Origin of the sequence: Rhodococcus sp. NPDC057529, from assembly GCF_042802055.1 — a bacterium.
Classification (GTDB): domain Bacteria; phylum Actinomycetota; class Actinomycetes; order Mycobacteriales; family Mycobacteriaceae; genus Rhodococcus_F.
The window spans coordinates 486,250-505,176 of record NZ_JBHVEY010000001.1; the positions used below are offsets into that span (position 1 = coordinate 486,250).

Genomic DNA, 18,927 nt, shown 5'->3' on the forward strand with positions numbered 1-18,927 from the left:
GATGTACCGCTCGGCGCTGCTGAGGCGTCGAAAGGTACATCCACCCGGTAGTAACGGACGGGACGGTCAGCTGAGGTAGCCGCCGCCGTGGGGGAAGAAGTCGGTCCCGGCGAGTTCGGTGCCGTCGTCGAGGCGGACGCGCTGGATCTTGAGGCCCTTGTTCTGTCCGGTGCGGGCGTCGGGTCCGGCGACGATGACCATTCCGTCGCCTTCGTGGATGAAGACACGCCCGGGCGTTCCACCGTAATTTCCGTCGGATACGGCGGCCTTCAGGACCCGGACGCGTTGACCCTTGAAATGGGTGAAGGCGTTCGGGTACGGGTCGGACTGCGCGCGGACGAGGCGTTCGATGGCGTCGGCGGGCCACGTCCAGTCGATGCGGCTGTCCTCGGGGGCGCGCTTGTGGAAGAACGTGGCCTGCGAGCGGTCCTGCGGCGTCCAGTCCGTGCGACCGGACTCGATCAGTGCGAGCGCGTCGAGGGTGATCGGGCCGATCATGTCGACGGTGCGGTGGAACAGATCGGTGACAGTGTCCGTCGGCCCGACCCGCGTCGACCTCTGCAAAACGATGTCGCCGGCGTCGAGTTCCTCGTCCATCAGGTGCGCGGTGAGGCCTACTTCTTCTTCCCCGTTGATGAGCGCCCAGATGAGCGGGGAGAATCCTGTGTACTTGGGCAGGAGCGAATCGTGAATATTGAGGGTGCCGTAGCGGGGAGAGTCGAAGACGTCCCGTGGCAGCCACGTGCGCCAGTTGTTGGCGACGACGATGTCCGGGTCGGCTTCCTTCAGCGCGGCCTTGAAGTTCTCGTCCGGCTTGGTGGCGATGTGCACGGGTACACCGTGCTCGGTGGCCAGGTCGGCGACGGAGTCCGCCCACATCTGCTCGTAGACGTGGTCGCTCTTGGGGTGGGTGATCGCGAGGACGACCTCATGGTCGGACTGGAGCAGGGCCTGCAGGGTACGGTGACCCCAGGTTTGATATCCGAGTGTGGCGACTCTCAACGCGGTCCTCCTGGACGAGCTTGTCGGTCAGCGCCGCAATTGAGCGGCAGCAAAGCCAGCTTAGGCTATCCAATCTATTTCGGTGAGACCGGCCATGGAAGGAAGGCAAGATGACGATCGCCACGATCAACGGGATCCCCCTGAATTACCAGGTCAAGGGATCCGGCGATTTAGTGGTGCTCATCATGGGAACCGGAAGCCCGGGACGGGTATGGGATCTGCATCAGACCCCCGCGCTCGTCGACGCCGGCTACCGCGTCTGCACGTTCGACAACCGGGGCATCGCGCCGTCCGGTGAGAGCGTCGACGGGATCACCATGGACGACCTCGTCGCGGACACCGCGGGACTGATCGAGCACCTCGGCGGCGGACCGGCCCGTGTCGTCGGCACCTCGATGGGTGCCCGTGTCGCGCAGGAACTGGCCCTGTCCCGCCCCGATCTCGTGCTCAAGGCGGCCTTCCTCGCCGGTCACGCCCGCATGGACTACTTCCAGCAGACCCTCACCGAGGGTGAGCGCGCCCTCCACGACAGCGGGGTCGAACTCCCCGCCAAGTACCGGGCCGCGGTGACCGCCGTGATGAACCTGTCGCCCGCGTCGCTCGTCGACCCGCACACGGCCCGCGACTGGCTCGACCTGTTCGAGTTCAGCGGCGGCCGGACGTCGGACGGCGTGCGTGCGCAGATGGAGATGGACCGCAGCTTCGACCGCAGGCAGGCCTACCGGGCGATCACGGCGCCGTGCCTGTCCGTCGGTTTCGCCGACGACAGGATGATTCCGCCGTACCTCTCGCGTGAGGTGGCCGAGGCCATCCCGTCCGCCCGGTACTACGAGATCCCCGACGTGGGGCACTACGGCTACCTCGAACAGCCCGAAGTGGTGAACAAGGTACTGCTCGAGTTCCTCGCCAACTGACCCGTGGTTGCCGCCACCGTTGTGAGTAGGGTGGATCTTCGAGTGGCTGGGGGACGATCACGGTGACGGCGAGGATCTGATGGCGTTGGGCATTCCGCGCCTCGGGGTGGGCATCGTCCGGTACGACGTCGTGAACCGCATTTTGTGGTGGGACGAGAAGGCCGCCGCCATCTTCGGGGACGACGGTTCCCTGCCGCCGCTCGAATTGTGGCGGGAGCGCGTCCATTCCGAGGACATCGGCACGGTGCGCCGGATGTTCGGGGACACCGCCGGCTCGGTCGGCGCGGAATGCGTGTTCCGTATCGTGCTGCCGGATCGGTCGACCCGGTACATCCTCACCCGCAGCATCGACGTCACCACCGATGCGTCCGGGGCCGCTGTCGAGTTGACGGGGGTCGTCATCGAACTCGGACACGTCGCCGGCCGGGATGCGCAACTCGCGTCTCTGCTCGACCGGGTGGGTCTGGGGTTCATGGCCCTCGACGAGGATTTGCGGATCATCTACGCCAACTCCGGCTGCCTGCGGCACGTGCGCCGGTCGCGGGAGGAGTTGCTCGGCCGCGTCGTCACCGAGGTTCTCCCCGAAACACAGGGCAGCTATTTCGACGCGCTGTGCCGCAAGGTTCTCGCCACCGGCGCGCAGCAGCAGACCCGGGCGGATTCGCTGTATTCGCCGGGGGCGACGATCGAGGTGACCGCCGCGGCCGATGCCGGCGCGCTGGTCGTGCACTTCCGGGACGTCACCGCGGAAGTCACCGCCCAGAAGCAGGCTGAGGAGGCGCATGCGCTGCTTCTGCACGAGGCCACACACGACAGTCTCACCGGGCTGCTCAATCGCGCCGCCATCACCGAGCATCTGCAGCGCCTGTTCGAGCCCGGCGTGGGTCCGGCGGTTGCGTTGTTCCTCGACGTGGACGGGTTCAAGGAGGTCAACGACACTCGGGGGCATCGCGTCGGCGACCGCATCCTGCAGGCGGTGTCGGCGCATCTGCGGCACGCGATGCGGACGCCGTCCGCGGTGGGCAGGCTCGGCGGCGACGAGTTCGTCGCGATCCTCCCCGACGTCGACGAACTGGACGTCGACGACGTGGTCGACCGGATGCTCGCCGCGATCACGACGCCGATCGACGTCGGCGACGAACGGCTCGTCGTGACGATCAGCGTCGGGATGGCGCACAGCACGTCGGCTCGCACGGTCGACGAGTTGCTCCATCACGCCGACATCGCCCTCTACGCCGCCAAGCGTCGTGGCGGGAACACCGCGGTCTGGCACGAATAGGTCGTCCGGGCGGCGGCGGTTGCTGGGCGGCTGCACCCGGGAATCGACGGCCGTCGGTGCCACCCGAGTGAATGAGCGCACGGTATGTTTGCGTGGGGAAACCCGACGTCGCGACCGGTTTGGCGCAGGGGATTCTGTCGGCGGTGCGGGGGACACGCGGCCTGGGAGATTGAACCGGAAGTGCCGCTGTGATAACCATCGCCTGTGAACTTGCTGGCAACCGGCTTGTTGCTGGTGGGTAGCCTAACCTAAACTCCTTCGGGTGCCCGTCGTTGGACGGGCGCTCTCGACGGACGATCGGATCACCCATGTCTCCGGACCACTCGGCGGCTGCGCGCCCTCAGTACCCTTCGGCTGAGAGCGCTTCTTCCTCGACCGGCGCCGGTGCGACGCCTGTCGCGCTGCCGGTGACCGCCGCGCAGTCCGAGGTGTGGGTCGGGCAGCAACTGAACCCGGGCAGCCCGGTCTACAACCTCTCGCTCGTCGTCGAGGTCGCGGGCCGGATCGATCTGGACCGGACCGTCGAGGCGATCCGGAAGACCGTCGAACGCGCCGACGCCCTGCACGTGCGCTTCGAGCGCGGCGAAGGCAACGAACTGCTCCAGGTGCCGACAGCGCCCGGCGAGTGGACCCTGAGCGTCGTGGACCTGCGCCGCGAGGCCGATCCCGACACGAGTGCGCGCGGGTGGATGGACCGCGACATGGAGACCGTCGTCGACATCGAGGGCGACGAACCGCTGTTCCGGCACGCCCTGCTGCGCACCGGCGACGAGTCGGTGATCTGGTATCAGCGCTACCACCACAGTCTCATCGACGGGTACGGCATCACCCTGCTCGTGGCGGACGTCGTCGATCGATACGACCACCCGGAACTCGAGACGTCCACGTCGTCGTGGCCCCTCGACACCCTCGTGGCGTCCGATCGCGACTACCGCTCCTCGGAGCGTTTCGCATCCGACCGCGACTTCTGGGTCCGGCAGGTCGTCGACGCGCCGGAACCGCCCCGGCTGCTGCCGCAGGTCGTCGACCACTCCGGGACGCCGATCTCCGCCCTCGTCGAGATCGACGGGGACGACGCCGACGCGCTCTACGCCTTCGCCTCCGACGCCGGGATCCGGCGCACCCGGCTGCCGCTCGCCGCGGTCGTGGCCTACATCCACCGGCTCACCGGCCGCCGCGACCTCACGCTGTCGCTGCCGATGACGGCGCGGGTCGGGCGGGAACTGCGCCGCATCCCGGGGATGTGCTCGACGATCCTGCCGCTCCGGGTGCAGGTAGATCCCGAGATGACGGTGGGTGAGCTCGCCACCCGCATCGACACGACGCTGATCTCGGTGCTGCGGCACGGGCGTTACCGCGGTGAGGACCTCGCCCGCGAACTGCGGTCGATCGACCCGGACCGCCAGATCTTCGGTCCCGGAATCAATTCCATGATGTTCGAGCATTCGCCGACGTTCGGCGGATTCCCGGCGTGGGTGCGCGGTTCGGCGACCGGACCGGTCCGCGACCTGGACTTCTCGATCCGCGGTGGGCAGGATTCGGAGCCCATCCAGATCGACCTCCGGGCCCCGGCCGGCCTCGGGGCCGAGCTCGAGGAGCACCGCCGTCGGCTCGAGCACTTCGTCGGGCAGATCGTCGCCGACCCGGCGCAGCCCATCGCGTCTCTCGATCCGATGACCGCGGCCGAGCGCCGGCAGTTGCTGGTGGAGTTCAACGACACGGCGTCCCCGCAGGAATCGGTGACGGTCCCGGAACTGTTCCACGCCCAGGTGGCGCGGACACCGGATGCCGAGGCCCTGATCGCCGGCGACGTCCGGCTCACCTACCGGGAGCTCGGGGAGCGGGTGGCGCAGCTGTCCCACCACCTCCAGGATCGCGGTGTCGGGCCGGAAACCGTTGTGGCGATCGGCCTTCCGCGCTCCGCGGAAATGGTGATCGGACTGCTCGCCGTCATGTGCTCGGGTGGGGCGTTCGTGCCCCTCGACCCGTCGTGGCCGGAGGACCGCCGGACGTCGGTGCTCGCCGACGCCGGGGCCGCACTCGTTCTCACCGGCCCCGGTGGGGTCACCGACGCGGGGGAGCGGGCCGTGCCCGTCGACCTCGCGGCGTGGGCGCACGCCGGGCAGCCGGCCGAACCGCCCATCGTGACCGTGCAGGGCGCGCGGCTGGCGTACGTCATCTTCACGTCGGGTTCGACGGGCAGGCCCAAGGGGGCCATGATCCGGCACGAGGCCGTCTGCGCGCGACTGCTGTGGCAGCGCGACGAGATCCTGGGATTCGGACCTTCGGATGCGTCGCTGTTCAAGGCGCCGCTGTCGTTCGACATCTCCGTGAACGAGGTCCTGCTGCCGCTGGTGGCGGGTGGCAGGCTGGTGGTGGCCGAGCCCGGCGGAGAACGGGACCCGCAGTATCTCCTGGACCTGATCGCGCGCGAGTCGGTGACGTTCGTCTACCTCGTGTCGTCGATGCTGGACGTGCTGCTCGACCTGTCCCGGGGCACGGACCGGCTGTCGGCGCTGAAGCACGTGTGGTGCGGCGGTGAGGTTCTCACACCCCGGCTGTTCGAGAGGTTCCGCGCGCAACTCGCCATCACGATGTACCACGGTTACGGTCCGGCGGAGGCCACGATCGGGGTGTCGCACGTGATCTACCGGGAGGACGCCGCGCGGATCGCGACGTCGATCGGGCGCCCGAACCCCAACACCGCACTGTACGTGCTGGACGAGCACCTGAACCCGGTGCCGCTCGGTGCCGGCGGCGAACTGTACGCGGGCGGATTCCTCCTCGGGCGCGGCTATGTGGACGCACCGGGGTTGACGGCGTCCCGCTTCGTCGCGAACCCGTTCGCGGACGACGGTTCCCGGCTGTATCGGACCGGCGACCTCGCCCGGTGGGCGCCGGACGGCACCCTCGACTTCCTCGGCCGCGCCGACAACCAGGTGAAGATCCGGGGCATGAGGCTCGAACTCGAGGACGTCGAGGCGGGCATCGTGTCGCATCCCGCCGTCCGGCACAGCGCCGTCGTCGTGCGGGAAACGCCGACGGGTGCACAGTATCTCGCGGCCTACGTCGTGGCGAAGCAGGATTCGGTGCCGGACGTCGCCGAGCTGCGGGTCTGGGCGTCCTCGAAGCTGCCGGAGTACATGGTGCCGTCGGCGTTCGTCGTCCTCGACCGGTTCCCGCTCACCCCCAACGGAAAACTGGACCGGCGCGCACTGCCCGAGCCGGACCTCGCCGCGGCCGGCGAGAACGTCGCGCCCCGCACCGCCGCCGAGGAAACCCTGGTTGCGCTGATGGCGGGTGTCCTCGGGGTGGACTCGGTCGGTGTCACCGACGACTTCTTCGCGTTGGGCGGCGACAGCATCGTGGCGATCCAGCTGGTCAACCACGCTCGGCGGGAAGGGCTCTCGATCAGCCCGCGGGAGATATTCCAGCTCCGCACCGCGGAGGCGCTCGCCCTGGCGCAGGACGGCCGGACCGCGGCCGCCGTGGATTCGGACGATGTCGCGGTCGGTGACGTCCGCAGCACGCCGATCCTCGCGCGCACCGCCGAGCGGGGCGGCGAGATCGCCGCGTTCCACCAGTCGGTGCTGGTGCAGACTCCGGCGGCCCTCGACGAACGTGCCGTGAGGGCGGCCCTGGCGGCGGTGCTCGAGCGACACGACGCCCTGCGCGCGACGCTGGTCCGTGGTAACGGAACCGGCCACTGGACACTCTCCGTGCCGGAACCGTCCCCGGCGGCGGTCGACGGAATCCTCCGGGTCGTCGAATTCGACGGCAGCGCCGAACAACTCGACAGCGAGACCCGCGCGGCCGTCGCACGGCTCGACCCGGACGCGGGCACGATGCTGCAGGCCGTCCTGTTCTCCGCGGTCGAGGGATCCGGCCGGTTGCTGCTGATCGGCCACCACCTGGTGGTCGACGGGGTGTCGTGGCGCATCATCCTCGAAGACCTCGCCCGCGCGGGCACCGCCGCGGCGGCCGGGGACGTTCCTGAACTGCCGCCGGTCGGGACGTCGCTGCGCCGCTGGTCCGAACTGCTGGACGAGCGCGCGAAGTCGGGCGCCTTCGACCGGGAACTGTCGTTCTGGGCGGACGTCGCGGCCACCCCCGACGCGCTGATCGGCTCGCGTGCGCTCGACCCGGCCGTCGACCTCGCCGGTCACGCCGAAACCCTCACCGTGACGTTGCCTGCGGAGTTCACCGGGCCGCTGCTGTCCACGGTGCCCGCAGCGTTCCACGGCCACGTCAACGACGCACTTCTCACCGGCGCCGCGGTGGCGCTGCAGCGGTGGCGGGACGCCGAACCCGGCCCCGTGGTCCTCGACGTCGAGGGGCACGGACGCGAGGAAGACCTCGTGCGCCGCGCCGGCGGACCAGCCCTGGACCTCTCCCGGACCGTCGGCTGGTTCACCACCGTCTACCCGGTGGTGCTCGACCCCGGTGCGGCCGCGGACGAGGCGGGCATCGCCGACGCACTCAAGGCGGTGAAGGACCAGTTGCGCCGCATCCCGGGTGCCGGGTTCGGCTACGGCGCCCTGCGGTACCTCGGTGCCGCGACACCGGAATTCGGGCACGCGCCGGCACCGCAGGTGCTGTTCAACTACCTCGGACGGGTGGCGTCCGGCGCCGGCGCCGATTGGCTGCCGCGGGCGATGGGCGGCGCCGACGACCCGCGGATGCCGCTCGGGCATGCCCTCGCGTTCGACGTGATCGCCGAGGACGGCGCCGACGGTCCGGTGCTGCGGACGACGCTGACGTGGGCGCCCGGTGTGCTCACCCGTGACGCCGTCCGGGCCCTCGCCGACGAGTGGACCGCGGTGCTGCGGGTGCTCGCCGGGGTCGACCGCCTCGGCGGTCACACGCCGTCGGACTTCCCGCTCGTCTCACTGACGCAGCCGGATGTGGACGCGCTGGCGGGGGCGGCCGACGTGCTGCCGCTGACACCGCTGCAGGAGGGCATCTACTTCCAGTCGGCGTTCGAGGACACCGGCACAGACCCGTACGTGGTGCAGCAGGTGGTCGAACTGACCGGGCCCGTCGACGCGGCGGCGCTGCACCGCGGACTGCAGGCCGTCGTCGACCGGCACGCGGCCCTGCGGGTCGGGGTGCGGGCGGTGTCGGACGGCCGGGTGGTTCAGGTGGTCGGCGAAAACGTCCGGGTGCCGATGGAGGTACTCGATCTCACCGGCGTCGCGGATCCGGCGCCGCGCGTGGAGGAAGTGCTGGCGGCGGACCGGGCGCGGGGCTTCGACTTCGCCCGCGGACCTCTGCTGCGCTATACGCTCGCCCGGGTAGAGAACCGGAAGTTCCTTCTGCTGCAGTCGATTCACCACATCGTCGCCGACGGGTGGTCGGTGCCGGTGATGTTGCGGGAGCTGATGGCGCTGTACAGCGTCGAGGGGACGCCGCAGGCGCTGCCGACGCCGACGCCCTACCGGCACTACCTCGAATGGCTGGGGACGCGGGACCGTCAGGCGTCGCTCGCGGTGTGGCGGGAGGCGCTCGCCGACGCTCCCGAGCCGGTGGAACTGCCGACCCCCACGCTGAAGGGGGAGTCCCGGATTCGCAGTGTCCGGGTGGCGGTGCCGCCGGAAGACACCGCCGCCCTCACCGCGGTGGGCCGGGCCCGCGGACTGACGCTCAGCACGCTGGTGCACGGCACGTGGGGCCTGGTCCTCGGCCGCCTCACCGGCCGCGAGGACGTGCTGTTCGGTTCGACGGTGTCGGGCCGCGGCGGCGACCTGCCCGGCATCGAGACCATGGTGGGCCTGTTCATCAACACCGTTCCCACCCGGCTGCGGTACCGGGCCACCGACACGGTGGCCGCGACGCTCGCCCGGTGGCAGCACGAGCAGTCGACGCTGCTCGACCACCAGTACCTCGGGCTGGCCGAACTGCGCCAGGAAGCGGGACTGCAGAACCTGTTCGAGACGCTGGTCGTGTTCGAGAACTATCCGCTCGGCGACGGCGCGGTCGCGGATCCCACGGGTGCGGTGCAGTTGACCGGCATCCGTTTCGACGAGCATCCGCCGTACGCGATGACGCTGATCGTGATGCCCGGTGACGCGCTGACGCTCGAGCTGAAGTACGACGCCGCCCGCGTCGATGCGGCGACCGCGACCCGGTTCGCGGAGTCGACGATCGCCTATCTCGCCGAGCTGACCCGCGACGTCGACCAGACCGTGTCCGCCGTCCCGCTGGCGTCGCGTGAGCCGATTGAGACGGCACTGCGCGACGTCGACGTGGAGTTCCCCGACACGACGGTGACGGCCCTGCTCGAGGAGCAGGCCGAGCGCACACCGGACGCGGTCGCCGTCGTGTTCGAGGACGACCACCTCACGTACTCGGAACTGCACGCGCGCGCCAACCGCCTCGCCCGGCTGCTCGTCGAGCGTGGGGTGGCACCCGAGTCGAAGGTCGCGGTGGCACTGCCGCGTTCGCTGGATCTGATGGTGGCGCTGCTCGCGGTCGGGAAGGCGGGCGGCGCGTACGTTCCGCTCGACACCGGGTACCCCGCGGATCGGCTGGCGTACATGCTGGCCGACGCGCAGCCGGTGTGCGTGCTCACCGACGGCACCGTGACGTTCGCCGGGTCCGGCGTCCCGGAGGTCCGGGTGTCCGACGCCGACCGGTACTCGCCCGAGCCGCTGACCGGTGTCCCGCTCGCACCGCGGCACCCCGCCTACGTGATCTACACGTCGGGCTCGACGGGACGGCCCAAGGGGGTCGTCGTGCCGCACACCGGCATCGTCAACCGCCTGCTGTGGGTACAGCGGTTCCGTCCGATCACCCCTTCGGACAACGTGTTCCAGAAGACGCCGTCCAGCTTCGACGTGTCGGTGCTGGAATTCTTCGGACCGCTCCTCGCCGGCGCGACGCTCGTGCTCGCCCGGCCGGACGGTCACAAGGACCCTGCGTACCTCGCCGACGTCATCGTGCGGCAGGCGATCACGCGCGTGCACTTCGTCCCGTCGATGCTCGAGGTGTTCCTCGCCGAGCCGGCCGCCGCCCGGTGCACCGGTCTGCGGATCATCTCCTGCAGCGGTGAAGCGCTGCCCGTGGCGTCCGCGCGGCGCGTCGCCGAACTCCTGCCCGGGGTGGAACTCGACAACCTCTACGGTCCCACCGAGGCGTCGGTCGACGTCAGCTACGCCGCGTCCGTCCAGGGAATCGACGCGGCCGCGCCGTCCGTGCCGATCGGCCTGCCGACGTCCAACACCGGACTCTACGTGCTCGACCGGTACCTGCAGCCCGTGCCCGCGGGTGCCGCCGGTGAGCTCTATCTGTCCGGGCCGCAGCTCGCCCGCGGCTACCTGGGCAGGCCCGGGTTGAGCGCGGAACGCTTCGTCGCCGACCCGTTCTCCCGCGCCGGGGCCCGCATGTACCGGACCGGTGACGTCGCACGGGTCGACGCGGACGGTGCCGTCGAGTACCTCGGCCGGATCGACGATCAGGTGAAGCTGCGCGGCTTCCGGATCGAACTGGGCGAGATCGAAGCCCAGATGGCCGCCTGCCCCGGCGTGCGGCAGGCCGCCGCCGTCGTGCGCTCGGACGCGCCCGGCCGGCAGCAGCTGGTCGGGTACGTCGTCGGGGATGCGGATCTCGACGACGTCCGTGCGCGCCTGGCCTCGGCGCTGCCGGAGTTCATGGTGCCCGTCGCGTTCGTCGACGTGACGGAATTCCCGCTGGGCCCCAGCGGCAAGCTGAACCGCAAAGCCCTACCCGCGCCGGACTTCTCCGCGCAGATGGCCTCGGGGCAGGCGAGCTCCGCTCCGGTCGTGGAGAGCGGCTCAGCGGCTGTGCTCGCCGCCCACTACGCCGAGGTTCTCGGTCTCGGGGCGGTCGGGGTGGACGACGACTTCTTCTCTCTCGGCGGCGACAGCATCCTCGCCATCCGGCTGGTGAATCTCGCGCGCCGCGAGGGAATCACCGTCACCCCGCGGCAGATCTTCGAGCAGCGGACACCGGCCGCGCTCGCGCGACTGGTCGCGGCCACCGCCGTCGCACCGGCCCCGCGGGTGGAGGAATCGGGCATCGGCGTCCTGCTGCCTCTGCCCGTCGTCCACCGGCTGTCCGAGTGGAGCGGCGGAAAGAACCGCTTCAACCAGGCCGTGCTGCTGAACACACCGGCCGGCACCACCGGTGCCGTGCTGGCTGCCGCCCTGAATTCGGTGGTCGCTCACCACGACGGCCTGCGGCAGACGCTCACCCGGCACGCACCGGGCGTGTGGTCGCTCGAGATCGCCGCGACCGCCGAGGTCACGGTGCGCCGCGTCGACGTCACCGGACTCGACGCCGACGCGCTGCGCGAGACGGTGGCAACCGAATCCGATGCCGCCACCGACCGGTTGAACCCCGACGACGGCACCATGCTGTCGGCGGTGTGGTTCGACGCCGGCCCGCGGGAACTGGGCAGGCTGCTGCTCGTCGCGCACCACCTGGTGATCGACGGGGTGTCGTGGCGGACCCTGATCGAGGACCTCGCCATGGCGTGGGTGGCCGCCGACAGCGGCGAGAACGCGGCACTCGACCCGGTTCCCACGTCGCTGCGCGGATTCGCCCGCATCGTCACCGAGCAGGCGCAGGAACCGGCCCGCCTGGCCGAACTCGACCACTGGCTGCGGGTCACCGAACCCGGTGCCGACCTGGTGCCCGGCACCGACGGGCCTGCCGTCGTGAGCAGCGGCGCCCGGCGGACGGTCCGCCTGGACCGGCAACTCACGACGGCCCTGCTGACCACCGTGCCCGCGGTCGTCGGCGCGGACATCACCGACGTGCTGCTCGCGGCGCTGCGACTGTCGGCCGACCGCTGGCTCGCCGAGCGCGGACGGGAGAACGACCTGCTGGTCGATCTCGAGCGGCACGGGCGCGAAGAACTCGCCGAGGGCGTGGATCTCTCCCGCACGGTCGGCTGGCTCACCAACGTCACCCCCGTCCGGTTGCGCAGCCGGGCGGGCGCACTCGACACGCTCAAGGACGTCAAGGAACAGTTGCGCGGCGCGCCCGACGGCGGCATCGGCTACGGCATGCTCCGGTACGTCAACGCGCGCACCGCCGGTCTCCTCGCGGCGCGGTCCGAATCGCAGGTGCTGTTCAACTACCTGGGCCGCATGCCGCACGCCGCGCCCGGACCCTGGACACCCGCGGTCGAATCCGACTCCCTGGCCACCGATCCCGATGCCGACCTCGGCGGTCCGTACCGTCTGGTGATCAACGCGCTGTGCGAGGAATCCGCAGAGGGCAGCGAACTGCAGGCCGTGTTCGCCTGGTCGGACGCCGACCTGAGCGAGGCCGACACCGTCGCGTTGAGCGACGGCTGGGTGGCCGCCCTTCGTGAACTCGCCGACGCCGCCGCAGAACACGACGGACCGGCGATGCTCACGCCGTCCGACCTCCCGCTCGTGACGCTGACGCAGGACGAGATCGACCGGATCGCGCTGGCGAGTCCGAGCGGGATCGACACGGTGCTGCCGCTGTCGCCGCTGCAGGAGGGTCTGTACTTCCAGGCCGGGTTCGACTCCGGCAACGACATCTACACGGCACAGTTCTCCCTCGACTTCGAGCACCGCCTCGACACCGATCGGCTCGCCGCCGCGCTGCGTACCCTGCAGCGCCGAAACCCCACGCTGCGGGCGGGATTCGTCAGTGCGGGCCTGCCCGCGCCGGTGCAGTTCTTCGGCACCGGACTGGACGTGCCCGTCGCCGAGTTCGACCTGCGCGAACTCGGCGAGCCCGAACGCAACTCCTACGCCGCACAACTGACGGCGCAGGACCGGCTGACACCGTTCGACCTCACGTCCCCGCCGCTGTGGCGGGCCATGGTGCTGCGGCTCGGCGACGCCCACGACCGCCTCGTGATCAACCGGCAGTTCCTGCTGTGGGACGGATGGTCCAACGGTCTCGTCGTCAGCCAGTTGCTCGCGCTCTACGAATCGGGCGGCGACGACTCCGGGTTCGCCGCCCCGGAAGGTTCTTTCGAGGACTACCTGCGGTGGCTGGCCACCCGGGACGCGGACGCCGCGCAGGCGGCGTGGACCGACGCCCTCGCCGGGCTCGACGAGCCGACGCTGCTCGCCGCGACGATCACAGGGGAGCCGGAGCCGCCGCAGCGCCGGGACGCGGTGCTGCCGATGGACCTGAGCGAACGGCTCCGGGCCGGGGCCCGCGGTGCCGGTGTCACATTCAACGCCGTGCTCAACGCCGCGCTGGCCGTCGTCCTCGGAATCGAGACCGGACGCCGCGACCTCGTGTTCGGCACCACCGTGGCCGGACGCCCACCGGAGGTCCCCGGCATCGACGCGGTGACCGGAATGTTCCTCAACACCGTTCCTGTCCGGACGACGCTGCGCGCCGACGAGACCGTCGCCGACCTGCTGCGGCGCACCCAGTCCGAGCGGCTGGCGCTGACCCCGTACGACTACCTCGGGCTCGCCTCCATCCAGCGGGTCTCCGAGCACCGCCAACTGTTCGACGTGCTGTACGTGCTGCAGAACTTCGTGGACGAGAAGCAGGTGTCGGCGCTCAACGCGGCGCACGACATCAGCGGCGGCGACAGCATCGACCACACGCACTACCCGGTCACCGTCGTCGTGACCCCCGGCGCGAGTGTGAAGGTGAAGTTCGAGTTCCACCCCGAGAAGATCCCGGCGTCGCGGGTCGAACGCATGCTGTCGCGGTACGTGACCGTGCTCGAGGAGTGGTCCACGGATTTGTCGGGTGTGGTCGGCGGAATCGCCGGTGCCGCAACGCCCGCGCCGGCCGAGCCGAAGGCCCTGCCCGACAGAACCATCGCCGACCTCTTCGCCGACGCGGCCCGCGTCCGTCCGGACGAGACCGCGCTCGTGTTCGGTGACCGCACCGTGAGCTACGCCGAACTCGACGCCGACGTGAACCGGATGGCGCGGCTCCTGCTGGGCCGCGGCGCGGGACCGGAGCGGATCGTCGCGCTCGCGCTGCCGCGGTCGGTGGAGATGGTGGTGGCGCTGTTCGCCGTCCTGCGCACCGGATCCGCGTATCTGCCGCTCGAACTCGACCACCCGGCCGAGCGTCTCGTCGCGATGCTCGACGACGCCCGGCCGACGGTCCTGGTCACCACGTCGGACGTCGCGGGGACGCTCGCCGCTGCCACCGTGGACACGCTGGCGGTCGACACCCTCGACTTCGGCACGGTCGCGTCGGTACCGCTGTCGGAGGCCGAACTCGGCGGGTTCGCGCCCGGAACCGAAGGGCGCCTGGACCATCCGGCGTACGTCATCTACACGTCCGGGTCCACCGGCAAGCCGAAGGGCGTCGTCACCCCGTACCGCGGCCTGACCAACATGCAGTTCAACCACCGGGAGGCGATCTTCGAGCCCGTCGTCGCCGCGGCGGGTGGCAGGCGACTGCGCATCGCCCACACCGTGTCGTTCGCGTTCGACATGTCGTGGGAGGAACTGCTGTGGCTGGTGGAGGGCCACGAGGTCCACATCTGCGACGAGAACCTGCGGCGTGACGCCGAGGCGCTCGTGGCCTACTGCGACACCCACCGGATCGACGTCGTCAACGTGACACCGACGTACGCGCAGCACCTGATCGAGGAGGGTCTGCTCGACGACGGCCCGGGCAGGCACCGGCCGCCGCTGGTGCTTCTCGGCGGCGAAGCGGTGTCGGATTCGGTGTGGAACCGGTTGCGCGACACGGACGGAACGTGCGGGTACAACCTGTACGGTCCCACCGAGTACACCATCAACACGCTCGGTGCCGGCACTGCCGACAGCGCGACGCCCACCGTCGGCACACCGATCTGGAACACGTCCGCGTACGTGCTCGACGCCTGGCTGCGCCCCGTTCCCGACGGCGTTCCCGGTGAGCTGTACATCTCCGGGGTCGGGTTGGCCCGCGGCTACCTCGACCGGTTCGCGTTGACGGCGGAGCGTTTCGTCGCCGACCCCTTCCGTGAATCCGTACGTATGTATCGGACGGGCGACCTCGTCCGCCGGCGTGACGACGGGAACCTCGACTTCCTGGGCCGCACGGACGATCAGGTGAAGATCCGCGGTCACCGGGTGGAACTCGGCGAAATCGCCTCGGCGCTCGAAGCGCTGGACGGCGTGCGCCAGGCGGCGGTCGTCGTCGACTCGGGCCCGGGCGGGTTCAAGCGGCTCGTCGGCTACGCCGTACCCGTGAGTACTTGTCAACCGCCGGACGTTAACAAGTACTCACAGGCGCTGCGCGCAACGTTGCCGGACTACATGGTGCCCGCCGCGGTCATCGAGGTCGACCGGCTGCCGATGACGGTCAACGGCAAACTCGACGTCACGGCACTGCCGTCCGCGGACGACGTGCTCGGCCGCAGCGGAGGTGCGCGCACCGAACCCCGCACCGACACCGAACGGGTGCTGTCCGAACTGTTCGGCGAGGTCCTCGGCGTTCCCGCTCCCGGGGTCGACGACGACTTCTTCGACCTGGGCGGTCACTCGCTGCTCGCCACCAGGCTGATCAGCCGGGCACGGGCCGCGCTCGACACCGACCTCACCATGCGCGACCTGTTCGAGGCGCCGACGGTGGCGGAACTCGCCACCCGGATCGGCGACGACACCACGTCGACGCGTCCGGTGCTGGCGGCCAGGCCGCGGCCCGAGCATCTGCCGCTCTCCGCTGCGCAGCAACGCCTCTGGCTCCTGCAGCAGGTGGAGGCGGGCGCGGGCGCCGCCGTCGCCTACAACTTCCCGATCGTCCTGCGACTGCGGGACGCACTGGACCCCGGCATGTTCGAGCAGGCGCTGACCGACGTGGTGTCCCGGCACGAGTCGCTGCGCACCGTGTTCGGCGAGCACGACGGGGAACCCGTGCAGGTGATCCTGGACGACGTCCGCCCCGACGTGGCGGTCGTGGACGGCACCGAGGCCGATCTGGTCCGGCTCGTCACCGAGACCGTCGGCCGGCCGTTCGACCTCGCCACCGAGATCCCGGTGCGCGCGAGCCTCATCCGGGTCGGCGACGAGCAGGTGCTGGCGATCGTGCTGCACCACATCGCCACCGACGAGTGGTCGGACCGGCCGTTCCTGCGGGACCTGATGACGGCGTACGCCGCTCGCGCGCAGGGTTCGGCACCGGGGTGGGAGCCGCTGGCCGTGCAGTACGCCGACTACACGCTGTGGCAGCGCGACGTGCTGGGTGATCCGCAGGAGAAGTCCAGCCTCGTCAGCCGGCAACTCGACTACTGGGCGAAGACCCTCGACGGGGCGCCCGAGGAATTGGTGCTCCCCGCCGACCGCACCCGTCCGGCGCGGCCCAGCTTCGCGGGCGGCGCCATCGAGACGACGCTCGACGCCGCGACGACGCGGGCGCTGCGTTCGCTCGCGCGGACGTCGGGGACCAGCATGTTCATGGTGCTGCACGCGGCGTCGGCGGCGTTGCTGCACCGGCTCGGCGCGGGCGACGACCTGCCGATCGGGGCGCCGGTCGCCGGCCGCAGCGAACAGGGCCTCGACGACCTGATCGGGTTCTTCGTCAACACCGTGGTGCTGCGGACGGACGTGTCGGGCAACCCCACGTTCGACCAGTTGCTGGAGCGGGTCCGCGACACCGACCTGGCGGCGTTCTCGCACTCGGACGTCCCGTTCGAAACCGTTGTGGAGAAGGTGAATCCGGCGCGGACCCTGGCCCGGAACCCGCTGTTCCAGGTGATGGTCGGCTACCACAGCCGGACGTCCGATGCGGTTCTCGCACCCGGATCGGCCCTCACCCCGGTGACGTTCGAGGAACGCACCGCCAAGTTCGACCTGGTGTTCAACTTCACCGAATACCTCGACGACGAACGGGTGGAACTGCGCCTCGAATACGGTTCGGACCTGTTCGACAGGGCCACCGCGGAGAAGATCGCACGCAGGCAGGTCCAGGTGCTCGGCGCCGTCGCGTCCGACTCGGGGCGCGCCGTCGGCGACCTCGACGTGTTCCTCGGCGAGGAACGTGAACTGGTGGTGCACGGGTTCAACGACACCGCACAGCCGGTGGCGGAGGAGACGTTCTACGAGGCGTTCGCGCGCCACGTCGCCGCGACCCCCGACGCCGTGGCCGTCGTCGACGCCGCGGGCGAGGTGACGTACGCGGAGCTGAGCGCCCGCGCCGACCGGATCGCCGCGCTGCTGCATCGCCGCGGTGTCTCGACCGAAGGTGTTGTGGGTCTGGCGGTCCCGCGGTCTGCGCAGATGGTGGCGGTCGTGCTCGGGGTGCTGAAGCTCGGGGCGGCGTACCTGCCGCTCGACCTGAACCACCCGTCCGACCGCATCTCCTACATGCTCGCCGACTCCGCCGCGCGGGTGCTGGTGACCACGGTGGGGGAGAGTCCGCGCATCGCGGAGGCCGACGGCCTCGTTCGCGTTCTCCTGGACGACCCGGCCGTCGTCGCCGAACTCGAGTCCGGGCCCGGCGGACCGGTGCCGCTGCCCCCGCGGGGCCTGGACCACGCCGCGTACGTCATCTACACGTCGGGCTCCACCGGTAAACCCAAGGGCGCGATCCTCACTCACGACGGGATCCCCAGCCTCGTCGCGACCGCCGAACAACGGATGAAACTGATCCCGGGCTCGGTGGTGATGCAGTTCGCGTCGATCGGATTCGACGTGGCGGTCTTCGAGTTGTCGATGGCGCTCTGCACGGGCTCCCGTCTGGTGATCGTGCCCGACGAGTCCCGCGTCGCCGGGCCGGAACTCACCGATTTCATGGCTGCGCATTCCGTGACGCACGCGATCATTCCGCCGTCCCTGCTGGCGGCGCTGCCGTCCGGATGCGACGTCCCCGAAGGATGCACCGTGCTGGTGGGCACGGAGACCGTGCCGCCGGAACTGATCGGACGGTGGGCGGAACGGCTCAACCTGCTGGCCGCCTACGGTCTCACCGAGGCCACCGTCAACAACACGCTGTGGCAGGCGCAGCCCGGGTGGAACTCCGCTGTGCCGATCGGCATCCCGGACCCCAACGAGCAGGCGTACGTCCTCGACGACCGCCTGCAGCCGGTGCCGCCGGGGGTGGCGGGCGAGTTGTACATCGCCGGCCGCGGACTGGCCCGCGGGTATCTCGGCAGGCCCGACCTCACGTCGGTCCGGTTCGTGCCCAGCCCCTTCGGCGACGCGGGCACCCGCATGTACCGGACCGGTGACCGGGCGCGCTGGCGGGCCGACGGCAACATCGACTTCCTCGGGCGCGTCGACGACCAGGTGAAGATCCGGGGGTTCCGCATCGAACTCGGCGAGATCATCGCGGCCCTCGGAAGCCATCCGGCCGTGAAGCAGTCTGCGGTCGTCGCCGATCGGTCCGGCGACATCGTCCGCCTCGTCGGCTACGTCACCCCGGCCGACGGGCACGGGGCGGGGCAGATCGACCCGCAGGTTGTGCGGGACCACGCCGCCGCGCGGTTGCCCGACTACATGGTGCCGACCCTCGTGGTCGTGCTGGACGGCGAACTTCCGTTGACCCCCAACGGGAAACACGACCGCAAGGCACTGCCGCTGCCGGACTGGTCGGCCCTGACCGGGGACGGCACCCCGCAGACGCCGGAGCAGAAGGAGATCGCCGACCTGTTCGCCGAGATCCTGCACCTGCCGTCGGTGGGCGTCCACGACAACTTCTTCGACCTCGGCGGCAACTCCATGGCGTCGATGCGGCTGGTGGGCCGGGTCCGTGGGCGGTTCGCCGTCGACATCGGCATCCGGGACGTGTTCGACAGTTCCACGGTGGCCGAACTCGCCG

Annotated in this window: 4 protein-coding genes; 3 read left to right on the forward strand and 1 reads right to left on the reverse strand. The window is 70.4% G+C overall.

Annotation, left to right across the window (positions count from 1 at the left end; all coding sequences use genetic code 11):
• Window positions 1-66 precede the first annotated feature (66 nt).
• Window positions 67-1,002 (reverse strand): methionyl-tRNA formyltransferase, encoded by a 936-nt coding sequence (locus ACFU5V_RS02305; protein WP_378696511.1) that lies wholly within the window; start codon window positions 1,000-1,002, stop codon window positions 67-69.
• Window positions 1,003-1,112: 110 nt separating this feature from the next.
• Between ACFU5V_RS02305 and ACFU5V_RS02310 the strand changes: the two genes are divergently transcribed.
• The 3 genes from ACFU5V_RS02310 to ACFU5V_RS02320 all read left to right on the forward strand — a co-directional run.
• On the forward strand, window positions 1,113-1,916 hold the full coding sequence (locus ACFU5V_RS02310) for an alpha/beta fold hydrolase (RefSeq protein ID WP_015888572.1): 804 nt from the start codon (window positions 1,113-1,115) through the stop codon (window positions 1,914-1,916).
• A gap of 79 nt (window positions 1,917-1,995) precedes the next feature.
• Window positions 1,996-3,195, forward strand: a complete 1,200-nt coding sequence (locus tag ACFU5V_RS02315; protein WP_378696513.1) for a diguanylate cyclase domain-containing protein — start codon at window positions 1,996-1,998, stop codon at window positions 3,193-3,195.
• 308 nt (window positions 3,196-3,503) lie between these two features.
• Window positions 3,504-18,927 (forward strand): amino acid adenylation domain-containing protein (locus tag ACFU5V_RS02320; protein WP_378696515.1); only part of this gene is annotated, 15,424 nt, incomplete at its 3' end.